At 66.0% G+C, this 18,725-nt stretch carries 17 protein-coding genes; 5 read left to right on the forward strand and 12 right to left on the reverse strand.

Annotation, left to right across the window (positions count from 1 at the left end):
• Positions 1 to 235 precede the first annotated feature (235 nt).
• From EA472_RS04000 to nosZ, 6 genes are read right to left on the reverse strand one after another with little or no spacing between them, the layout of a single operon-like run.
• Complete coding sequence (locus tag EA472_RS04000; protein WP_124190218.1) at positions 236 to 883, reverse strand: nitrous oxide reductase accessory protein NosL; 648 nt, start codon at positions 881 to 883, stop codon at positions 236 to 238.
• Entirely contained in the window at positions 880 to 1,797 is a 918-nt protein-coding gene (locus tag EA472_RS04005) for an ABC transporter permease (RefSeq protein WP_124190219.1), read from the reverse strand. Before EA472_RS04005 ends, EA472_RS04000 begins: the two co-directional genes overlap by 4 nt.
• Positions 1,797 to 2,759 carry an ABC transporter ATP-binding protein gene (locus EA472_RS04010; protein WP_124190220.1) on the reverse strand — a complete coding sequence of 321 codons (963 nt, stop codon included), beginning with the start codon at positions 2,757 to 2,759 and terminating at the stop codon, positions 1,797 to 1,799. Before EA472_RS04010 ends, EA472_RS04005 begins: the two co-directional genes overlap by 1 nt.
• The gene (nosD, locus tag EA472_RS04015) at positions 2,740 to 4,125 is read right to left on the reverse strand and encodes a nitrous oxide reductase family maturation protein NosD (RefSeq protein ID WP_124190221.1); all 1,386 of its coding nucleotides are present in this window, start codon (positions 4,123 to 4,125) and stop codon (positions 2,740 to 2,742) included. Before nosD ends, EA472_RS04010 begins: the two co-directional genes overlap by 20 nt.
• Entirely contained in the window at positions 4,118 to 4,873 is a 756-nt protein-coding gene (locus tag EA472_RS04020) for a hypothetical protein (protein ID WP_243637775.1), read from the reverse strand. Before EA472_RS04020 ends, nosD begins: the two co-directional genes overlap by 8 nt.
• 23 nt (positions 4,874 to 4,896) lie before the next feature.
• Positions 4,897 to 6,792 carry a TAT-dependent nitrous-oxide reductase gene (nosZ, locus tag EA472_RS04025; RefSeq protein ID WP_124190222.1) on the reverse strand — a complete coding sequence of 632 codons (1,896 nt, stop codon included), beginning with the start codon at positions 6,790 to 6,792 and terminating at the stop codon, positions 4,897 to 4,899.
• Between the two features lie 309 nt (positions 6,793 to 7,101).
• Here nosZ and EA472_RS04030 point away from each other — a divergent pair, with 309 nt between their 5' ends.
• Together EA472_RS04030 and EA472_RS04035 are read left to right on the forward strand one after the other, a co-directional pair.
• Entirely contained in the window at positions 7,102 to 8,442 is a 1,341-nt protein-coding gene (locus tag EA472_RS04030; protein WP_124190412.1) for a TIGR00341 family protein, read from the forward strand.
• Between the two features lie 62 nt (positions 8,443 to 8,504).
• On the forward strand, positions 8,505 to 8,915 hold the full coding sequence (locus EA472_RS04035; protein WP_124190223.1) for a universal stress protein: 411 nt from the start codon (positions 8,505 to 8,507) through the stop codon (positions 8,913 to 8,915).
• 160 nt (positions 8,916 to 9,075) lie between these two features.
• Here EA472_RS04035 and EA472_RS04040 read toward each other — a convergent pair whose 3' ends face one another.
• Positions 9,076 to 9,525 (reverse strand): ester cyclase, encoded by a 450-nt coding sequence (locus EA472_RS04040; protein ID WP_124190224.1) that lies wholly within the window; start codon positions 9,523 to 9,525, stop codon positions 9,076 to 9,078.
• Between the two features lie 196 nt (positions 9,526 to 9,721).
• Between EA472_RS04040 and EA472_RS04045 the strand changes: the two genes are divergently transcribed.
• The gene (locus EA472_RS04045; RefSeq protein WP_124190225.1) at positions 9,722 to 10,936 is read left to right on the forward strand and encodes a sensor histidine kinase; all 1,215 of its coding nucleotides are present in this window, start codon (positions 9,722 to 9,724) and stop codon (positions 10,934 to 10,936) included.
• Between the two features lie 517 nt (positions 10,937 to 11,453).
• Positions 11,454 to 11,858 (forward strand): hypothetical protein, encoded by a 405-nt coding sequence (locus tag EA472_RS04050; protein WP_124190226.1) that lies wholly within the window; start codon positions 11,454 to 11,456, stop codon positions 11,856 to 11,858.
• Between the two features lie 126 nt (positions 11,859 to 11,984).
• On the opposite strand, the gene EA472_RS04055 is transcribed toward EA472_RS04050, so the two are convergent.
• Complete coding sequence (locus EA472_RS04055; protein WP_124190227.1) at positions 11,985 to 12,455, reverse strand: universal stress protein; 471 nt, start codon at positions 12,453 to 12,455, stop codon at positions 11,985 to 11,987.
• A 160-nt stretch (positions 12,456 to 12,615) separates the two neighbouring features.
• On the opposite strand from EA472_RS04055, the gene EA472_RS04060 reads away from it, so the two are divergent.
• Positions 12,616 to 14,157, forward strand: coding sequence for an ATP-binding protein (locus EA472_RS04060; protein WP_243637776.1), 1,542 nt, complete (start codon positions 12,616 to 12,618; stop codon positions 14,155 to 14,157).
• A gap of 177 nt (positions 14,158 to 14,334) precedes the next feature.
• Here the strand turns inward: EA472_RS04060 and EA472_RS04065 are convergent, their stop codons facing one another.
• From EA472_RS04065 to EA472_RS04080, 4 genes are all read right to left on the reverse strand, one after another.
• The gene (locus EA472_RS04065; protein ID WP_124190228.1) at positions 14,335 to 15,213 is read right to left on the reverse strand and encodes a universal stress protein; all 879 of its coding nucleotides are present in this window, start codon (positions 15,211 to 15,213) and stop codon (positions 14,335 to 14,337) included.
• A 108-nt stretch (positions 15,214 to 15,321) separates the two neighbouring features.
• The gene (locus EA472_RS04070; protein WP_124190229.1) at positions 15,322 to 16,521 is read right to left on the reverse strand and encodes a CBS domain-containing protein; all 1,200 of its coding nucleotides are present in this window, start codon (positions 16,519 to 16,521) and stop codon (positions 15,322 to 15,324) included.
• 214 nt (positions 16,522 to 16,735) lie between these two features.
• A complete protein-coding gene (locus EA472_RS04075; protein ID WP_124190230.1) occupies positions 16,736 to 18,055 on the reverse strand; it encodes a polysaccharide deacetylase family protein in 1,320 nt (439 codons plus the stop codon).
• A gap of 422 nt (positions 18,056 to 18,477) precedes the next feature.
• Positions 18,478 to 18,678 (reverse strand): cytochrome-ba3 oxidase subunit, encoded by a 201-nt coding sequence (locus EA472_RS04080; protein WP_124190231.1) that lies wholly within the window; start codon positions 18,676 to 18,678, stop codon positions 18,478 to 18,480.
• Positions 18,679 to 18,725: the final 47 nt, after the last annotated feature.

Genomic DNA, 18,725 nt, shown 5'->3' on the forward strand with positions numbered 1-18,725 from the left:
GTGAAGCCGAAAACCCGCTTACGGAGGAATTAAACCGAAAGAGACGGTATTCAGGGAGATCGAATCGTTCACTATTAATCTACCAGACACAGATGTGATTTAATATACTATTCCAATACACTCAATTTATTTATCTATCTACGCCACCGGGTTCGACACGAACGCGGCCACGAACGTCTGTGCGCTCACGAGGACGGCTGGCGGAGACTGTGCGGACGGGAGACGCGGCAACCGCCTACGAGAGGTCCGTCCACGAGCGGACGTCGCCGCCGTGTTCGGCGGCGAACTCCTCCGCATCCGCCGGATCGGAAAACGGTACGTAGTCCGCACCCATAGCCCCGTGAACGTCGGTTTCGACGACGTACGACAGGTCCGTCGCGTCGGCGAACGCGTCGGCCTCGACGTGACTCGAGACGAACGTCGTCCCGTCTCGTCGCTCGAGCTCGTACTCGACCGCCGAGTAATCGGTAGCGAACGCGCGCTGGAGCGTCCATCCCTGTCGGTCGCGCTCGTCCCGATATGTAACGAGTTCGACGAGGCTGTCGAAGCGCGCCGGGCCGTCCCGTCCGTCGGGTTCGTCGTCGGCGTAGAAGAGCTGGCCCGCCGGGCCGTGGTGCTCTTCGATCACCATGCCGCAGACGTCGCAGGTCAGCCCGCCGGAGAGCGAGATCGGTTCGAGAGTCTCCGGATCGACGGCGTCGTCGCCGTCGGTGCAACCGGCCATCGCCACGGCGACGACGCTACCCCCCGACGCCAGAAGTCGGCGACGCGACCAGCACTCGCGTCCGCCATCCTCGCTGTCGGCGCGTCCGGAATCGCAGTCGTTCGAATCGACGCGGCGACCGTCCCGACCGGCGTCCGTTCCGTCGATCGATCGGATCATAGCCGCCGCCTCCGGATGATGAGCGCCGCGAGCGCGATCGGGACCGCGATCCAGGCGAGCAGCGCGCCGACGAGGACCGGGGTCGAAAGCCCCGCGTCGGCGAGCACCGTCGCGAAGCCGGCGTCTCCGGCGGCACCGAGCGTGCCGAGTACGAGCGCCCGGAAGATCCCCGTGGGATTCGCGAGGATCGTCGCCGACACGGCGGCGTCGGGGAGGTCGAACGCCGCGACGATTCCGAGCCCGAGCAGGTCGTGGACGAGCACGAACCAGGCCCAGGCGAGCAGCGAGAGTCCGAGTGCGTGGGTTTTCTCGGCGGCGAGCGTCGACGCGAGGATGCCGAGGCCGAGAAAGACGAGCCCGAGCGCCACGGTCGAGAGCAAGAACGCCGCGTAGACGTCGAACCCGCCGACGCCGTGTTCAGCCAGCAGGAAGCCGCCGGCGATTCCGAACCCGAGGATCGTCGCGCTCGCGAACGCGATCGCCCGTCCGAGCGCCGCGCCGACGACGAGCCACGCCCGGTCGATCGGCAGCGCAAACAGCGTCTGCAGCCAGCCGCTCTCCTCGCGGCCGACGATCGCGTCGTAGCCGAACGCGAGCGCGACCAGCGGCACGAGGTAGACCGCCAGCACCGCGAGGCTGGCGACGATTCGCTCGTAACCGACCGGGCTCGCGCTCGAGCCGCTGAACGTCGTCAGACCGAGCGCGAAGGCGGCGAAGATCGCGGTCATCGCAACGGCCCAGCGGCTCCGGATCGCGAGGCGATACTCGGTCTCCGCGACGACCAGCAGCTGTCTGTACCAGACGCCGGCGTCGTCCGTGCGTCCGACCTCGGCCGCCGCTGCCGTCGCGAAGCCGCCGTCCGCCGTCGTCCGACGGCAGTCGCCGTCCGCTCCCGGTCGTTCGTCGTCGACCATCACGCGCTCACCTCCGTCGGATCAACGTTCGTCCCGTCGCGTTCGTCGGTGCCGAGCGCAGCGCGGAACGCCGCCTCGAGTCCCGGCTCTCGGACCTCGAACCGCTCGAGCAGATCGGGGTCCAGGGCCGAACAGAGCGCGATGGCCTCGTCCCGGTCGCAGACGACCTCGATTGCGTCGTCCGTCTCGATTACGTCGCCGTACCGCTGAACCGTCTCGAGGAGCCGTTCGCGTGGCCGATCCGGCCTCCCGGCCGGGTCGGCCGGACGGATCTCGACCGTCACGTCGTCACCGGCTGCGGTCCAGAGGTCGTCGATCGAACCGACCGCGCACAACCGGCCGTCGTCGAGGATCGCGACCTCGTCGCAGAGCCGTTCGACCTCCTCGAGCGCGTGCGAGGAGAGGACGACGGTCGCGTCGGTCTCGCGGTCGATCCGTTCGACGATCTCGTGGAACGTCGCGACGCCGCGAGGGTCGAGCCCCGCCGTCGGTTCGTCGAGGACCAGCACCGGCGGGTCGGCGAGCAGCGCCGACGCGAGTCCGAGCCGTCGTCCCATCCCGTTCGAGTAGCCCGCGACGGCGCGATCCGCCGCCTCGGAAAGGCCAACGGTCTCGAGGGCGTCCTCGATGCGCTCGCACCGGGCGGACAGTCCGCGGATGCGCGCGTGAACGTCGAGCACTTCCCGCCCGGTCATCGCGGGGGGAAACCCGGCGTGCTCCGGCAGGAAGGCGACGCGTTCGCGGACGCGGTGGCCCGCCGCCGCGACGTCGAGTCCGCCGACTTCGATTCGCCCCTCGTCGGGTCGGTCGTGACCGACCAGCAACTCGAAGAGGGTGGTCTTTCCCGCGCCGTTCGTTCCGAGGACGCCGTACGTCGACCCCGACGGGATCTCGAAGGACGGTCCGTCGAGGGCGACGACGTCGCCGTAGCGTTTGCGGACGTCAGTGATCGTGATCTGCATAGTAGTCCCTCCATTCGTCGTGGGGCGGTTCGGCGAGCGGTCGGTGGTCGACCACGCCGGGCGACTCGAGCACCGGGAACGAACTCTCGGCGGCGCGAACCGCGTCGAAGGCGGGGCTCTCGGCGAAGACCGCGGCCTGCGGCCGATCGTGAACCAGCCGTTCGACGGTTCCGGCCGGTCGGTGGCGCACCTCGCTCGTGCCGTCGCCATCGAGGTCGAGCGATCTCGCGTCCGACCAGTAGTTGCCCCGCTCGGAGTCGTTCCAGTGGATCTGTTCGTTCGTCGGCGCGTACGCCGACTGGCCGTTCGCAACGAAGCTGTTGCCGACGACGCGCTCGTCGGAGCTTCCCGCCGTGAACTGGATTCCCACCGCGTTCTCGAGCACGAGGTTGTCGACGATCTCGTTGCCGTGGGCGTTGTAGACGTAGAAGCCGTTGCGGTTGGCGACGACGGCGTTGTCGCGGATCTCGCTGCGGTCGACCTCCTTGACGAGGATCCCCTGTCCGCTCGGACCGTCGTTGTTCACCGCGACGTTGTCGACGACGGTCAGATTCGACGAGACCATCAGCGCGAAGCCGACGTCGTTGTCGAACGCGACGTTCTCCTCGAGGCGGTTGTCGTCGGAGTACATGTAGTGGACGCCGTACCGCAGCTCCCACATCGCGTTGCCCGACGCGACGACTCGCTCGGACCACGAGAAGTAGATGCCGTCCCGGACGGTCGTGATCCGGTTGTCCCGGAGGTCGGCGCCGTCGGCCCTGTCGAGGTGGACGCCGTTGCCCCGTTCGGATTCGGGAACGTCCGCGCGGCCGACGATAGTCGCGTTCGAGACGGTCACGTCCTCCGCCTCGCCGATCCAGACGCCGTAGGTCGTCTCGGTGATGCGGACGTCCGAAAGCGTCGATCCCGACCCCTCGACGAGAACGCCGGCATCCTCGTTCGAGCGCTCGTGGCCCGACTCGCGCACCCAGACGCCGTCGAGCGTGACGTTCTCCGCGGCCACGCGGACGACGGTCCCCTCGCCGCCGCCGTCGATCGCCGCGCCGCCGTCGCTCGCTCGCAGCGCGACGTCGGCCGTCTCGATCGTGACGCGTTCCTCGAAGCTGCCCTCGAGGAGGATCGTCTCGCCGGGCTCGGCGGCGTCAGCGGCCGCCTGGACGGAGTCGAACTCCCGGTCGTCAACGGTGGCGACGCCGACGCCTTCCGGCGGGTCAGCGTCGTGGACGTCGCCGATCTCGGGCGTCCAGCCGTCGACCGTCGCGTCGCGGTCGTCGGTGCCGTCCGCCGCCGCAACGGCCGCCGCGATCAGCGAGACGACGAGGACGACCGCCGCGGCGGCGACGAACCACGATTCTCGATCACTCATCGCTGCTCACCTCCGAACCGGTTCGCGGGACGGTCTCGCGCTCCCCGTCGCCGACGATCGGCAGCCGCCGGCGAAGTCGCTCGAGCCCGCGGTCGGCCAGCACGGGGACGTCGTCGATCGTCGCGTTCGAGTCCCGCAACAGGAACGCGAGGACGACGAGGGCGAGCGCCGTCACGGTGAGGTAGCCGCCGGGTCCGAGCCAGGCGAAGCCGCTGATGTTCGCGATCTCGTAACTGCCGAGCAGCGGCGGCGTGAACGGATCGATACCGCGCATCGGCGCGTCCGGATCGAGCGCGTGGCCGGCCTGGTGGAGCCGGTACTGGATGAGCGCGAACATCCCGACGAAGACGGCGATCGTCCCGACGAGCTGGCACGCGAGGCCGAGTTTGAGCTTTCGGACCGTCGGTGCGAACGCGACGAAGACGCCCGTCGTGGCCGCGGCCACGAACGCGAGCGGGCCGAACGACCACTCGGGAACCTCGATCGCGTTCGGGTGAACCTCGTAGTTCGGATCGAGGTACACCGGATCCGGATAGTAGAAGCCGACGTACCGGTTGAGCGACTGAGTTTCGCCGACGTCGCCCTCGAGTCGTGGGTAGGCGTACAGCTCGACGAGCATTCCGTCCGGATACTGGGGTGCCTCCAGCGTGATCCGCCACATCGGGAGCGCGATCGCGACGAGCAACAGCGCCGCCGCTGCCAGCGGGAGGAGCCGACGGAGTTCGGACGGGCGAGGGATGGGTGACATGGGTGGCGGATGGGGGTGTGTGGTCAGTCGGCCGGTTCGACGAGCAGTCGCGAGCGCATCTCGAGGTGGAGCGCGCTACAGAAGTACGCACAGTAGATCCAGTAGACGCCGGGCTTGTCGGCGGTGAACGTCACTTCCCGGGTCTCCTGTGGGGCCGTCTTCACGTTGACGTCGTACTGCGGAATCGCGAGCGAGTGGAGGATGTCCTCCTCCTGTTCGATGTTCGTCGTCCTGATCGTCACCTCGTCGCCCTCGGAAACGGCGATGTCGGAGAACCCGAAGTGGTTGCGCGTGTTGTACATCTCGACGTGGACCCGATCACCGTCGCGCTCGACGAAGTTGTCCTCGTCGCTCGCCGAGATGAACTCCAGCTCGAGGTCGTCGGGATCGTACACCGAAGCGGGTTCGAGCCTGTCGGCGCGGACGATCGAGGCGTCGTGCGGTTCGGGGTACGCCGGCGTATCCTTGACCAGTTGCATTCCGGCCTCGTCGTCGCCGATGTAGAACAGCTGGTCGTTCTCGGGGAACACCGGTCCGACCGGGAGGAACCGATCCTTCGAGAGCTTGTTGAGGACGATCAGCCAGTCGCCCTGCGGATCGCCGGTGTACGACTCCGCGGCGATCAGGTGGCCTGGACTGTAGTGGACGTCGTGTTTCTCGATGACCGGATCCTCCGAGCCCATCTCCGCCTCGACGGCGGCCTCGATGTCCCACTTGACGACCTGCGAGTCGACGAACAGCGTCGTGTAGGCGTGGCCACGGTCGTCGTAGGCGGTGTGCAAGGGTCCGTTGCCGACGTTGACGCGGCCGACGACCGCGTCGTTCGGGTCGTCGACCTCGTCGAGCCGGTCGATCTCGATGATCGTACAGGTGGGATCGAGCTTGCCCGAAGCGATGGCGTACCGTCCGTCAGGCGTGACGCTGACGCCGTGGGGGTTCGTCGGCACGTCGACGTATCGAACCAGCGGTTCGCTGTTCCGGTTGAGCGGGCTGTCCTCGGTGCCGTCGACGACCGGCACGCCGTTTACCTCCTCGTACTCGCCGGCCTCGACGGCGTCTTCGATCGCGGGCACGTTGAACGCGACCACGTAGTCCGTGTCCGCGGACGTCATCTCGGATTCGGTCACTCCCTCCTCCGTGTTGTAGCTGGTCGTGAAGAACCACGTGCCGTCCTTTCCGGAGTCGCCGTTGTCCAGATTGCAGTCGACTTTCACGTCCCATTGGTGGTTGAACGGGTCCGGGTCGATCGCGGACAACACGGAGCCGTACGCGCCGGGATCGTCGAGGTCGCGCCCGTCGTTCGGCATCGGGACGCGAAACTCCCCGACGCCGAAGACGAGCCTCGTGTCGGGCATCAGCGCGCACGCGCCGTGGGTTCCCTGCTGGTTCGGCAGGTCGACGATCGCGTCGGTCTCGAAGTACTCCAGATCGATGCGGGCCATCCGACCGTTGGCCTTGTCGTTGACGAACAGCCACTCGCCGTCGTAGGTGTTGTCCGTCTGGCTCGGGCGAGGGTGGTGGACGTCACCCCACGTGTAGCCGCCCGACTCCTCGAGCATCGCTCTGGTTTCGTCGTCGAAGCCGTACCCGCGTGCGCTCTCGATGTTGAACACCGGAATGCGCATGAGTTGGCGCATCGAGGGAACGCCGTAGACGCGAACGTCGCCGGAGTGACCCCCGGAGAGGAACGCGTAGTAGTCGTCGTGCTCGCCGGGCGGAACGGAGCCGTCCACGTCGGCTCCCGACGGCGTCTCGTCGGTGTCGAGCAATCCGGTACAGCCGGCGAGCGAACTCATCGCGCCGACGGCCGCACCCGCCTTGACGAAGTCCCGTCGGGGAATCCGTGCGAACAGCGGGTCTCGGTCGTCGGTCGTCGGTTCGTCGGTCCGTCGGTCGTCGGTGGGGTTGGATGTCGTCATCGTCTCGTGTGTCGTCGTATCGGGTGGTGCTGCACCGGTCGGCGGCGGATTCGGTACGAGTTTATCTCGGGAGAGAACGACATTAGGGGTGTTTTCGATTCTTACGGGCCAATAATCCGCATGAACGTGTTCGGGAAAGCGGATACCGTGGACGCGCGCACAGTTCTAGAGCGCCGGAACGGTCATCGGGTACGGTTCGTCGGTCCGTTCGGCGGCCGCGCGACCGTCGCGACCGACGAGCGCGAACCCGACGGCGGCGACCGGTCGCTCGCCGTAGCATTATCACCCAGTCCGTGGTCGGCGTACCCGATGCGCTATCTCGAGATCGCGGTCCCGGAAGGGCGACGACGGGCGGTACTCGACGTGCTCGAGGACGAAGGGATCGAGTACGTCGCGAGCGACGAAACGAGCGGCAGGGCTCGGACGACAGTCGTCCGGTTTCCCGTTCCGATTCGCGCCGTCGAACCGATACTGGATCGACTCTCGGAGGCGGGCATCGACGACGCGCGCGTCGTCGTCATCGACGCCGAGACGGTCGTCTCGAGCGAGTTCGACGACCTGCTAGAGCAGTACAGCCACGGCGGAGCGAGCGGCGTTCGGACCTCGAGACAGGTGTTGCGAACGAAAGCCGACGAACTGACGCCCGCGTTTTCGATCTACGTCGTGATGTTGCTGATCAGCGCGGTCGTCGCCACGGCGGGACTGCTGTCGGATTCGCCCGCCGTCGTCGTCGGCTCGATGGTAATCGCACCGCTTCTCGGGCCCGCGTTGGCCGCGAACGTCGGGATCGTCACGGGCGACGACGAGCTTCGATCGACGGGATTTCGCTATCAGGTCGTCGGCGTTGCGGTCGTGATTTCGGCTTCGATCGGGCTCGCGCTACTCGCCCGGCTCGCTGGTCTCGAGCCGGCGGGGATCGACATCGTGGTCGTCGCCGAGTTACAGGAGCGCGTCTCGCCGAATCTGTTCTCGCTTGCGGTCGCACTCGGGGCCGGAATCGCGGGAATCCTGAGTCTGACGCGGGGATTCTCGGAAGCGATCGTCGGCGTCATGATCGCGGCCGCGCTCATCCCCCCGTCGGCTGCGGTTGGCATCACGACCGCCTGGGGGATGTACGGTGCGGCCGTCGGCGCGTTCGTTCTCGTCGTCGTGAACGTCCTCTCGATCAACGCCGCGGCGTTGCTCACGCTCTGGGTCGCCGGCTACAGGCCACAGGGGCTGTTCGAAGTGTCGCCGACGCGAACGGCGACGTTCACGTACGCGACGATCTTCGGGGTCGGTTTGCTCGTACTCGCAGCGCCGCTGGCCGGCATCACGCTCGTCGAGTTCCAGACGACGCAACTGAACTCGACGGCGGAGGAGGCGGTCGACGAGGTGCTCGAGGATCCGCAGTACGACGGCCTCGAGGCGGAGTCGGTCGAGGTTCGACTGGACGACGCGTACCCGCTCCGGTCGATCGACCGGGTCGTCGTGACGGTACGGGGTCTCGATCCCGGACCGGAGCCCGAACTGGGCGAGCGAGTCCACGAACGGGTCGACGCGAACGCCGACGGCTCGCCGATCGTCGAAGTGCGTTACGTCGTCGCGGAGGAACGCGGCAACGAGCGAGCGGATCGGCTGACCGTCACCCGAACCGTCGACGGTTCCTGAGGCGTCGGCGACGCCGTCTCGTCTGGCCGGGATTTATTGATGGCGTCCGCGAATCGCCCCGTATGTACGAACGAATTCTCGTTCCGACGGACGGACGCGAGAACACGGAGCGTGCGATCGACGAAGCCATCGATCTCGCGGGCGAGCACGACGCGACGTTGCACACGCTGTACGTCATCAACTCGGCCGCGATCGCGCCGGGAATCGACTTCGACGACCTCGAGGAGATCGGTCAGCAGGCGGTCGACTACGTCGCCAATCGCGCCCGCGAGAACGGCGTCGAGGACGTCGAGCGGAACGTGATCCACGGCCTTCGCCACAGAGCGATCCTGCAGTACGCGGACGAACACGACATCGATCTGGTCGTACTCGGTCGGCGACAGAAACTCGACCACCTCCTCCGCGGGAGCGTCTCGGAGCGGGTGTCCTCGGAAGCAACGATACCGGTCCTCATCGTCGATCAGGACGGCTGATACCGCCTGCTGTAACAGTTACCGGTGTGTCCCCGACAAACCACACGACACGTCGGAACAGGCGGACGGCAGTCCGTCCGAGACGTCGCAGGTCGGCGTGATCGAAGCGCCATCGCCGGCTCCGAGTTCGTCCGATCGGACGCTCGCCGCAGTTCGATCGTCACTCGTCCGATCGCGCCATCTCGGCGAGTTCGTCGTCCGAAGCGATTACGTCGAGTCCGCGCAGGAGACGGAGGCGATTCGTGATCCACCACGATTCGGCGATCGCTCCGTTCTCGAGGCGGTGAAACGCCATTCCGTCGTACGTCACTTCGTTCCCCGTCGGGGGAATGCCCATGAACTCGCCTTCGTGCGTGCCGGTGATCATCCAGTGCTGGGAGACGAACTCGCCGTCGCCGGTCGCGTGTAACAGGCCCATCGAGTAGTCCGGAAACGCCCGACGAAAGCCGGATTCGGCCTCGAGGATCTCCGAGATTCCGGAGTACGTCGATCCGAGTCCTTCCGGACCCCAGTGATCGACGGCATCCGGACGGTAGATCTCCCGGAGCTCGTCCGTGTCGTTTTCGTCCCACGCGTCGACCAGTCGGCGAACGATCTCTTCGTTGGCCATATTAATGGTATGTGCTAGCACAGCATAAATCGGGCAGGTCGCTCGAGGCGGTTTCCATCGCAATCACGCCCGCCGGTGTGCTCGGTCTGCGGTCCACGTGGGGAAGGCGGCGAACGGTCCTTCGAGTCGATCCGAACGGGCGACTCGGTGATTCACCACCACCCTCATATAGCGCGGCGGTCTACCCGACTGCGAAATGTCTCGCCGTTCGCGGTACATCTACTACCTGGGAGTGCTGTTCGTCCTGTTCGCGGGCGGTCAGTCGTTCGTCAAAGTCGCCACGGACGGCCCGATGCTCGAGGCGGCGATCGACTTCGGTCTGATCGGACTGCCGGGACTGTTACTGATGTACGTCGGCCGGTGGATCGCGGGGACGGAACTGGAGCCGGAGCTGTACCCGCGCATCGTTCTGTGGTGTCTCGGCGGCATCGGCGTCATGTTCGTTTTTATCGTTCTGCGAGCGATTCACCCCGGCGTCGAAACGCCGTTTTCGTTCGGTACGAGAGCCATCGCGCTGTTCATCGGATCGATCGCGGGGCTCGGCATCGGCGTTCACGAGGCTCGGGCGCTCGCGCGCGAACGAGAGCTCAACCAGCGAAACGACGCGCTAAAACGAACGCAGCAGGCGCTCGAGCGACGGAATCGAGAACTCGATCGAACGCGAGCGGACTTGCAGGAGACGAACGCGCGGTTGAAAGAGTCGAACGAGCAACTCGAGCAGTTCGCATACGCCGCCTCCCACGATCTCCGGGAGCCGCTTCGAATGATCTCGCGGTATCTGGAACTGCTCGAGGATCGCCACGCGGATTCGCTCGACGACGACGCGAGGGAGTTCGTCGCGTTCGCGGTCGACGGAGCGGCGCGGATGAAAGGAACGATCGACGGACTGTTGCAGTACTCGCGGATCGAAACGCGGGGTGCGTCGTTCGAGTCGGTCGATCTCGAGGCGGTACTGGAGTCCGTGCGCACCGATCTGCAGGTGAAAATCGACGAGACGAACGCGGAGATCTCCGTCGACGAACTGCCGCGCGTTACGGGCGACGAGAGCCAGCTCCGCCAGCTGTTTCAGAATCTGCTCGGGAACGCGCTCGAGTACGCCGGGGACGGTCCGCCCCGCGTTCGAATCTGGGCCGAGCGAGGCGACGACGAGCACGTGATCTCGGTCGCGGACGACGGGATCGGAATCGAATGCGAGGATCGAGACCGCATCTTCGAGATGTTTTGCCGGCTCCACTCCGTCGACGAACAGTCGGGCTCGGGGATCGGTCTGGCGGTTTGCCGGCGGATCGTCGAGCGACACGGCGGCAGCATCAGGGTCGACTCCGAACCGGACGAAGGATCGACGTTCTCGGTTGCGCTTCCCTCCAGCGACCCTCGTTCCGTCCCGACGGCGAGCAGGTCCAACGGGTGACCTCCTCCTCGCCGTAAACGGAAGGGCTTCCCACGGCACCGCACCGCTGGGTTGGGACATTTGCTGGTTTACGACCTGTCGGCATGAGAGGCCGGTGGCGGGGCAACACCGGCGTTACTCCTATCCCGGAAGTGACTCGGAGTTATCTTGTTGACTGAGACACCATAGCGGTTCGAGAGGGTGTCTCGAACGGTTTGTGTCTCGGAGTCTCGATATTGCCCAATTAGTGGGGCGGGCATGCCGCCTCGGTATACACCATGTTACACCGCAGTTACATATAAATATCCGTATTGCTGCCGAACGTAGATTGTGTAGGCGTCGTCGGATTCACGCCTGCCGTGAACGGCAGGATTCTCTCCTTGAAGAAAGATAGGGACGTCGGCGATGGATACGGTGGGGGCCTCTCCGTCGGACGGGGTCCCCGCCAGGGATCGAACGACGCTGACGGTCCGACGGCTATCAACGAGCGGATCCATCGGTAGATTGAAATCGACACGGAGCCCTCACATGCACACACATGAGCGACGGCCGAAACGTTGGGGGGATCGTTCTGCTGGCGGGCTGTGTGATCGCGACGCTTCTCGTCTACCTCGTTCTGGTGCCGCGATCGGTCGTCGCCGACGAACACGCCCGAGCGCTCCGGTACCTCGTCGTCGGCTGGCTCCCCTACACGCTGGCGTTCTACATGGTCGGTCGGCTGTTCTCGTCACCGTCGGCGCTCCCCACCATGCGGACGGCGGACGTCGGCCTCGGCGTCTTCCTCGTCTCCCTGCTGGTCAGTCTCGGTCTCGACGCCTGGGGATTCTCGCCGGAACTTGTTCCGGTCGCTCACGTCCTGCAGGCCGTGGCCATCTTCGCTAGCCTCGCGCTGCTCGGCTGGGGAATCGGACGACGGTCGCGAGCGATCGCCGGCGACGAGTAACGAGGAGGGGGTCGAGGAGCCGGTCGAGATTCCCGTCGACGACCCTATAGTAGCCACTGAAAGTCAGTACGCCCCCGATCGCAGGACGGCATCGCGATCGGTGCGTAAATCGTTTCAGGTGCCACATCAGCGTTCGTCGACCGACGCGGACGACGCCACGGAATCGGCGTTCCGACCGACGACGAGGACGTCGACAGTGCCGTACCGCGTCACCCCTTCGGTGACGCTCCCGAGCATCGCGCGGCCGAGTCCGCTTCGACCTTTCGACCCCATGACGATAGCGTCGGCGGCGATTTCGTCCGCGCACTCGAGGATCTCCTCTACCGGAACGCCGCGACGAATTTCGGTTTCGACCTCGAGGCCGCGGTCTCCGGCGCGTTCGGCGATCCGGGAGACGAACTCGGTGGCCCGATCTTCGAACACCTCGGCCGCGCTCGCGCCGTCGCCCGGGAGCGAAATCGTACCGAGCGGTCCCGACTCGACGACGCAAACGACGTGTACCGCCGCGTCGAGTTCCGTCGCCAGCTCGAGCGCGGTGTCGGCGGCGTCGTCGGCGAATTCGCTTCCGTCCGTCGGAACGAGTATCCGGTCGTACATAGGTAGCCTCTCTCCTCCGATACTATAAAATCCGGCGGCGGCGGGCGATCCGCGGGACTCGAGTGCGCTCGCACGCCGATGCGATGTTCCGGCTCGACGCCGAACGTGAACTTTCGATACGTTTCTATACCGTGAACACCCACGAGTTCGTACTATTACGGTGAGTGGGGAGATTATGGGGGCGTTCCGGACGGAGAGGCGCGCAGCGGCGGTCATCGGAGGAATCGGACTCGCACTCGCGCTCGTTCACGCGCTCCACGTCGTCGGTCACGACAAGCCGCCGCTCGCGACCCTCGTCGGCGGGGTCTTTCCGCTCGTGCTGTCGCTCGTGATCGTCTACGCCGGCTACTGGACCGCACGAAGCGAATCGAACCGGGCGTACGTCGACCGACTGGTGCAGTGGACGGCCCTCGGCGGGGTCGGAATGGGCGCGCTCGTCGGAACGATCGCGATTCACCAGTATCTAAGCGGGCACCTTCCCGAAGACGCCGCCTTCCAGCTCGCTACCGCCGCCACCGGGGGCGCACTCGGCGGATTTCTCATCGGCGTCTACGACGCCCGGATGCGACGACGATCGGATCGAATCCGGTCGTTGCAACGAGCGACGGGCGAGTTCGTCGTGGCGGAGACGAAACGGGACGTCTGCGAACAGGTCGTCCAGTTCGCCGCGTCGGAACTGGACATGCCGCTCACGGGCGCGTGGCTATACGACGAGACGACGGACGCACTCGAGCCGGTCGCGATCACCGACGAAGGACGAGATACGTTCGACGATTCGCCGACGTATGAGGGCGGAGACAGTCTCACCTGGGACGCGTTCGAAAGCGGCGACGTTCGGGTGTACGCCGACGTTCGCGATCACCCGAACCGATACAACCCGGAGACGATCGTTGGAAGCGAGATCGTCGTGTCGCTTGGCTCACACGGCGTTCTCAACATCGGCTCGAGGGAGACCGACGCGTTCGACGACGTCGACGTGTCGACGGCCGAGTTGCTCGCGTCCGCGACGAGCGCCGTCCTCGATCGAACGGAGCGCGAAGCGCAGTTGCGAGCGAAACGGGAGGCGCTCGAAACGCAGAACGAGCGCCTCGACGAGTTCGCGAGCATCGTCTCCCACGACCTTCGCAATCCGCTGACGATCGCGCAGGGGAATCTCGAGCTCGCGGCCGAGGAGTGCAACAGCAACGCGCTCGAGGAGATCGAACTCGCTCATCGACGGATGGAGACGCTGATCACGGACCTGTTACAGCTCGCACGCGCCGGAAAGACGATCGACGAGACCGATCGTGTGAGTCTACAGTCGGCGGCGACGAGAGCGTGGCAGATGGTCGCCGCCGACGAGGCGACGCTCGCGATCGAGCCGTCGTCCGTCGAACTCGAAGCCGACGAGCGGCGGCTCAATCAGCTCCTCGAGAACGTCTTTCGAAACGCGATCGATCACGGGGGACCCGCGGTGACCGTCCGGGTGACGGCGCTCGAGGGCGAAGCGGGATTCGCCGTCGAAGACGACGGGCCGGGAATCCCCCCCGCAGATCGCGATCGGGTGTTCGATTCGGGATACACGACCCGCGAGAACGGAACGGGGCTGGGACTCGTGACGGTCCAGCGAATCGCGGAGGCCCACGGGTGGTCCGTGGACGTGACCGACGGAGAAGACGGCGGGGCGCGGTTCGAGATCAGGACGTCACCGTCCGCCGACTGAACCGCTCGGGCGTTGCCGTCGGCGGCCCACTCGAGTATCGTGCGTACGTACCCGTTTTTCGGCAGTGTGTACGGATTCGAACCGTTCGACGCACAGCATGTGCGGAACGTCCGCCGTCCGGGATCGGCTCGGGGAGACAGCCGCGTTCTCGAGGGTCCGGGGTCGGTCGAGCCGCGATTACGAGAGCGGAAGTAACCGACGGAGTCGGGACGGGACGGGATCGTGACGCCTGGCCAGGACGACCGTCCCGGCCGCGTGTCTCCCGACCGCCTCCGAGATCGTTCCGAGCAACGCGCGCTGGAGGAGACCGCCTCGAGACACGCCGAGGAGGGTCACGTCGTGGTCGGTCGTCCAGTCGGTTATCGTTCCGGCGACGTCGTCGTCGGAGACGAGTTCCCGGTCGACCGACTGGACCTCCTCGAACTCGGCCGCAGCCGCCCCGAGCACGGTTCGAGCCTGCTCCCGTGAGCGCTCCGACTCGTCCGACTCGAGGACGTGTAACAGCGTCACCGCGGCGTCGTTCCGGCGGGCGATCGAGGCAGCGGTTTCGACGGCGTACTCGTCGTGCGGACCGCCCGCGACCGGAACGAGCACCGACTCGACGCTCGGCGTCGGCGTCTTGATTCGCTTGACGAGGACGTCGCACTCGGCGTTTCGGAGCACCCTGTCGATGTGGCTCCCGAGGACCACGTTCGATCGCGGCGGCCTGCCCCGCCAGCCCAGCAGGATCGCGTCGACATCGTACTCGGCGGCGGCGCCGACGATTCCGGTCGCGACGCCGCGGGCTATCCGGATTCGACGCCGAACCGGGATTCCGGCGGACTCGACGCGTTCCGCGGCCGTCTCGAGCAGTCGTTCGTCCTCGTCCTCGAGCAGATATCGACGCCCGTCCTGTAACGAAAGCTGGGACGGAACCTCGAGGACGAACACGAGGAGAACGTCGTGGGACCGGTCCGTCGCGACGTCGATCGCCGTGTCCAGCTGGCGATCCGCCGTCTCCTCGTTCGCGATCGGAACCAACAGCGTGCCGTCGGCCGTCGGCGACTCCTCACTCATATCGGTCGGATGTTGAACGGCCGGGATTATTATCGGTTCGGCCGTTCTCTCGGTACGGAGCGGACTCACCGTTGCCCGTCGACCGCGCGGAGACTCCGGAGCCGACCGTCATTCGCTCAGCCACCAGCCGTACATTTTCGCGACGACGTCCTCGCCCGACGGCATCCGGGCCCGTTCGGACGTCTTGCCCTCGAGAATCTGGCGTTCGATGGCGTTCAGCGCGAGCGAGAACGCGTGGCGATCGCCGTAGCCCTCGTCGGACGCGACGAAGGTCCCCTTGTCCGTGTAGAGGCGAATCCGCGCGTGGATCTGGGCCACCCCGCGGAGTCGCTCCTTGTGCTCCTGGAAGTGGACCTTCGCCTCGAGGACGCGCATCGCGCCGTACTTGCGCGAGACGGCCTCGATGCGTTCCGAGAGTTCCTCGCGGGTCGTATCCGACATCAACTCGGCTCCGAACACCTGCACGGGAAGCCGGCGTTCCTCCGACCAGGTTAGCGACTCGAGGAGGTCGGTTTTCGTGACGATCCCGGCGAGCGAGCCGTCGTCGAGCAGAATCGAGGACGACGCGTCGAACTCGAGCATCGACTCGAGCACCTCTTCCAGCGATTCGTCGGGCGTCGTCGTACCGACGGCTTCGACCATGACGTTTCGAACCGGCAGCGCGAGCAGGTCGTCGCGTTCGCCCTCTCGAGCGCCGCGTCCGCCGTGGTGGCCGCCTTTGCTCGCGTCCATGTGCTCCGGTGAATCGCCACCCTGTGAGCGCTGAAGTTCGCGCGTGACGAACGAGAGGACGTCGGCGAGGCTCACGATCCCGACGACGTCGTCGCCGGAGACGACGGGGAGGTGTTCGATGCGCTCGGTCCTGAACGTCGAAAGTGCCTTCCCGAGCGAGGTGTCGGGTTCGACCGAGACCACGTCGGTCGTGGCGACGTCCGACGCGTCGAGGACGGCGAGGTACGGCTGAACGCTTCGGAGGAGCGCTTCCGTCCGGACGACGCCCACGAGGTCGTCGCCCTGGAGGACCGGCAGGAGCCTCGTATCGCTCGCGATCATGAGACGGGCGGCTTCGCGAACGTCTTCGTGCGGACCGATGGTCGGGACCGACCGAACCAGTGATCGAGCCTTTCGCGTCGTCTTCTCGTGGGACGAGAGCACCTCCTTTCGGGTGACGATTCCCACGAACTCGCCGTCTCGCTCGATCACGAGCGCCTTGCGATTCGAATCTTCGAACGCGCCGCGGAGTTTCGATACGCGCGTCGTCTCGTCGTACGTCTCGAACTCCCGGTCGACGATATCGGTGACGTCCATACCGGAGAAACGACGGGCGGTGATATACCAGTTACCGACGTTCCCACCCGCGTGGGAGTTCCGAAAGGCGGGCGCGTCCGGACGCCTCGGCCGGGGAGACGATACCGACCGATCGACCGTCGCGAGCGCCAGCGTTCGGCTTTGAAACGGCGCGGGGTGACGAGAACAGAGAACGGCGACGAGATCCGGCGCGGATCGAAACCAATCGACGACGTCAATAGACGTACTCGTCGGCGAGTTCTCGCGGGGAGATCGGCTCGAGGTCGCCGGCGTCCCGGTGTTCTGCGATCCGTTCGGCCGTCGCCTCGAGGGCCTCGGCGTCGTCTTCGTCCATCTCGTAGAAGACGATCGTCGTGATGCCGCCGCGTGCTGCCGTCCAGTCGACCGCGTCGATCATCTCCTCGGCGTCGAGGTTGCGCTGGTCGACGTGGCCCGAGATGCGCGTGATGGTGAGGTGGTTGCTCGCCCAGCCCTGCGATCGGTGGCGGTCCGCGAAGCCGAGGTCGTAGTGTTCGTCGATCAGGTCGTACGTCCGCCGATCGAACCGACCGCCGGGGAACGCGAAGTACCGCGCGTCGTCGTAGCCGCGCTCGTCGAACCACTCGAGCGGATCCAGCACGTGGGATTCGGCGGCGTCCGCGTCGACCTCGTGGAGGTGCTGTCCCCGCACGCCGACGGTCCCGACCGACCAGCCGGCGTCGACGAGTTCCGACAGTTGCCCTTCCGTCAGGTGATCGCCGTCCGTCTCCGCGCTTTCGCGGATCCTGGCGGTCGGAACGAACGTCGCTCCCGGCAGATCGTACTCCTCGAGGATCGGATACCCCATCGTGTAATCCGTCTCGAATCCGCGCTGGAACTGGATCATCACCCGGCCGTCCTCGACGCGGGGGACGAAGTGCAGGTCGTCGACCCACAGTTCCTCCTCGGTCTCGTCGTCGACCAGCGAGACGATCTGGATCTCGGTGATCGCACTCGGATCGGGATCGCCCGAGACGGACGTGTGTCCGAAGTTGCGTCGCATGAACGGTTGTCCTCGAGTGACGTGCTGTTGAAACTGGAGAATGTCGCCGTCTTCGTCGTGGAGCTGGATGATCGGGCTCGCCGCACTGTCGCACGAAAGCGCCAGCCCCGGAACGACCCCCTGGACGTCGATCGGCTCCGAGAGTTCCCGGACGATCCTGACCTGCTCTTCGGACTCGGTCGTCGTCAGGAGCGCCGACTGCGACCCCTCGTAGGCGAACTCGTCGTCGGCCTCGAGCGACCCGAGTCGGGCCTCCCACGCGTCGAGGTCCTCGAAATCGTCGAAGGTACCGAGCAGATCCGACGGTTCGTCGTCTTCTTCGTCTTCCTCCTCGTCTTCGTCGTCGGTTTCGTGATCGTCGTCGATTTGGTCGTCGTCGGAGTGGGCGTCGTCGGAATCACCGTCGTCCTCGTCGACGGTATCGCCGTCCTCTTCGGGGTTGCCACCTGCGCAACCGGCGATCGCGGTCGTCACGGCCGCGGACGCGGCCGTGAGGTAGATACGTCGTTTCATAGAGGCTGTACCGTCCGGGAGTCTATCTCACGTAATTGTTATATCGCCGCTATCGATCTGTACGATCGACGTAGCCCGACCCGTCGCAATATTGCGGTTCGGACGGCGGATACTGCCGATCGACGGGTGTGAACCCGCCAGTCGGCAGCGATCCGCTCTACGGTTCCCTTACAGCGAATTCCTGCGGACGAAGAACGAACTCGAGGTCGTCGATCGCAACGGACTCGAGCGGGAGCGGCTGTAGCGTGGGACTGAACCGACGCGGTGGGAGGGCGATCCGGCGTGGTACACATCCGGTAAGGAGATACTCGGGGACCGACCGGTACTCGAAGGTCTGACTCGATCGACCGGTGACAGCGACGCTCCGTCCGGGAACCGACGCGGTTCGTCGGTTTCGAATACGGTCGCACGGCCCCCGTTCCTTACGTCGGCGTTTCGTTTTCGGACCGGGCGTGGTCGTCAACCGGCGATAGCGCCACGTACAGCGCCGCGAAAATCAGGACGACGTTCACGGCCGCGACGAATCCCGACAGTCCCGGTCGACCGATTCCGTAGACGATGGTCGGAACGAGCGCCACCAACCCAACGGCGGCGGCCCGACGCGGCGAGACGTCCTCGAACATAGTGGCGAAGTTCCGGCTCGAGGGCGTTAACTCCCGTCACCGTTTCC

The organism is Natrarchaeobius oligotrophus, assembly GCF_003841465.1.
Lineage (GTDB): Archaea > Halobacteriota > Halobacteria > Halobacteriales > Natrialbaceae > Natrarchaeobius > Natrarchaeobius oligotrophus.

What these genes read in the sequence shown, in the direction of transcription:
- EA472_RS04000 (WP_124190218.1), bottom strand. Translation starts at nt 883, where the DNA reads ATGATCCGATCGATCGACGGAACGGACGCCGGTCGGGACGGTCGCCGC.
- EA472_RS04005 (WP_124190219.1), bottom strand. Translation starts at nt 1,797, where the DNA reads ATGGTCGACGACGAACGACCGGGAGCGGACGGCGACTGCCGTCGGACG.
- EA472_RS04010 (WP_124190220.1), bottom strand. Translation starts at nt 2,759, where the DNA reads ATGCAGATCACGATCACTGACGTCCGCAAACGCTACGGCGACGTCGTC.
- nosD (WP_124190221.1), bottom strand. Translation starts at nt 4,125, where the DNA reads ATGAGTGATCGAGAATCGTGGTTCGTCGCCGCCGCGGCGGTCGTCCTC.
- EA472_RS04020 (WP_243637775.1), bottom strand. Translation starts at nt 4,873, where the DNA reads ATGTCACCCATCCCTCGCCCGTCCGAACTCCGTCGGCTCCTCCCGCTG.
- nosZ (WP_124190222.1), bottom strand. Translation starts at nt 6,792, where the DNA reads ATGACGACATCCAACCCCACCGACGACCGACGGACCGACGAACCGACG.
- EA472_RS04030 (WP_124190412.1), top strand. Translation starts at nt 7,102, where the DNA reads ATGCGCTATCTCGAGATCGCGGTCCCGGAAGGGCGACGACGGGCGGTA.
- EA472_RS04035 (WP_124190223.1), top strand. Translation starts at nt 8,505, where the DNA reads ATGTACGAACGAATTCTCGTTCCGACGGACGGACGCGAGAACACGGAG.
- EA472_RS04040 (WP_124190224.1), bottom strand. Translation starts at nt 9,525, where the DNA reads ATGGCCAACGAAGAGATCGTTCGCCGACTGGTCGACGCGTGGGACGAA.
- EA472_RS04045 (WP_124190225.1), top strand. Translation starts at nt 9,722, where the DNA reads ATGTCTCGCCGTTCGCGGTACATCTACTACCTGGGAGTGCTGTTCGTC.
- EA472_RS04050 (WP_124190226.1), top strand. Translation starts at nt 11,454, where the DNA reads ATGAGCGACGGCCGAAACGTTGGGGGGATCGTTCTGCTGGCGGGCTGT.
- EA472_RS04055 (WP_124190227.1), bottom strand. Translation starts at nt 12,455, where the DNA reads ATGTACGACCGGATACTCGTTCCGACGGACGGAAGCGAATTCGCCGAC.
- EA472_RS04065 (WP_124190228.1), bottom strand. Translation starts at nt 15,213, where the DNA reads ATGAGTGAGGAGTCGCCGACGGCCGACGGCACGCTGTTGGTTCCGATC.
- EA472_RS04070 (WP_124190229.1), bottom strand. Translation starts at nt 16,521, where the DNA reads ATGGACGTCACCGATATCGTCGACCGGGAGTTCGAGACGTACGACGAG.
- EA472_RS04075 (WP_124190230.1), bottom strand. Translation starts at nt 18,055, where the DNA reads ATGAAACGACGTATCTACCTCACGGCCGCGTCCGCGGCCGTGACGACC.
- EA472_RS04080 (WP_124190231.1), bottom strand. Translation starts at nt 18,678, where the DNA reads ATGTTCGAGGACGTCTCGCCGCGTCGGGCCGCCGCCGTTGGGTTGGTG.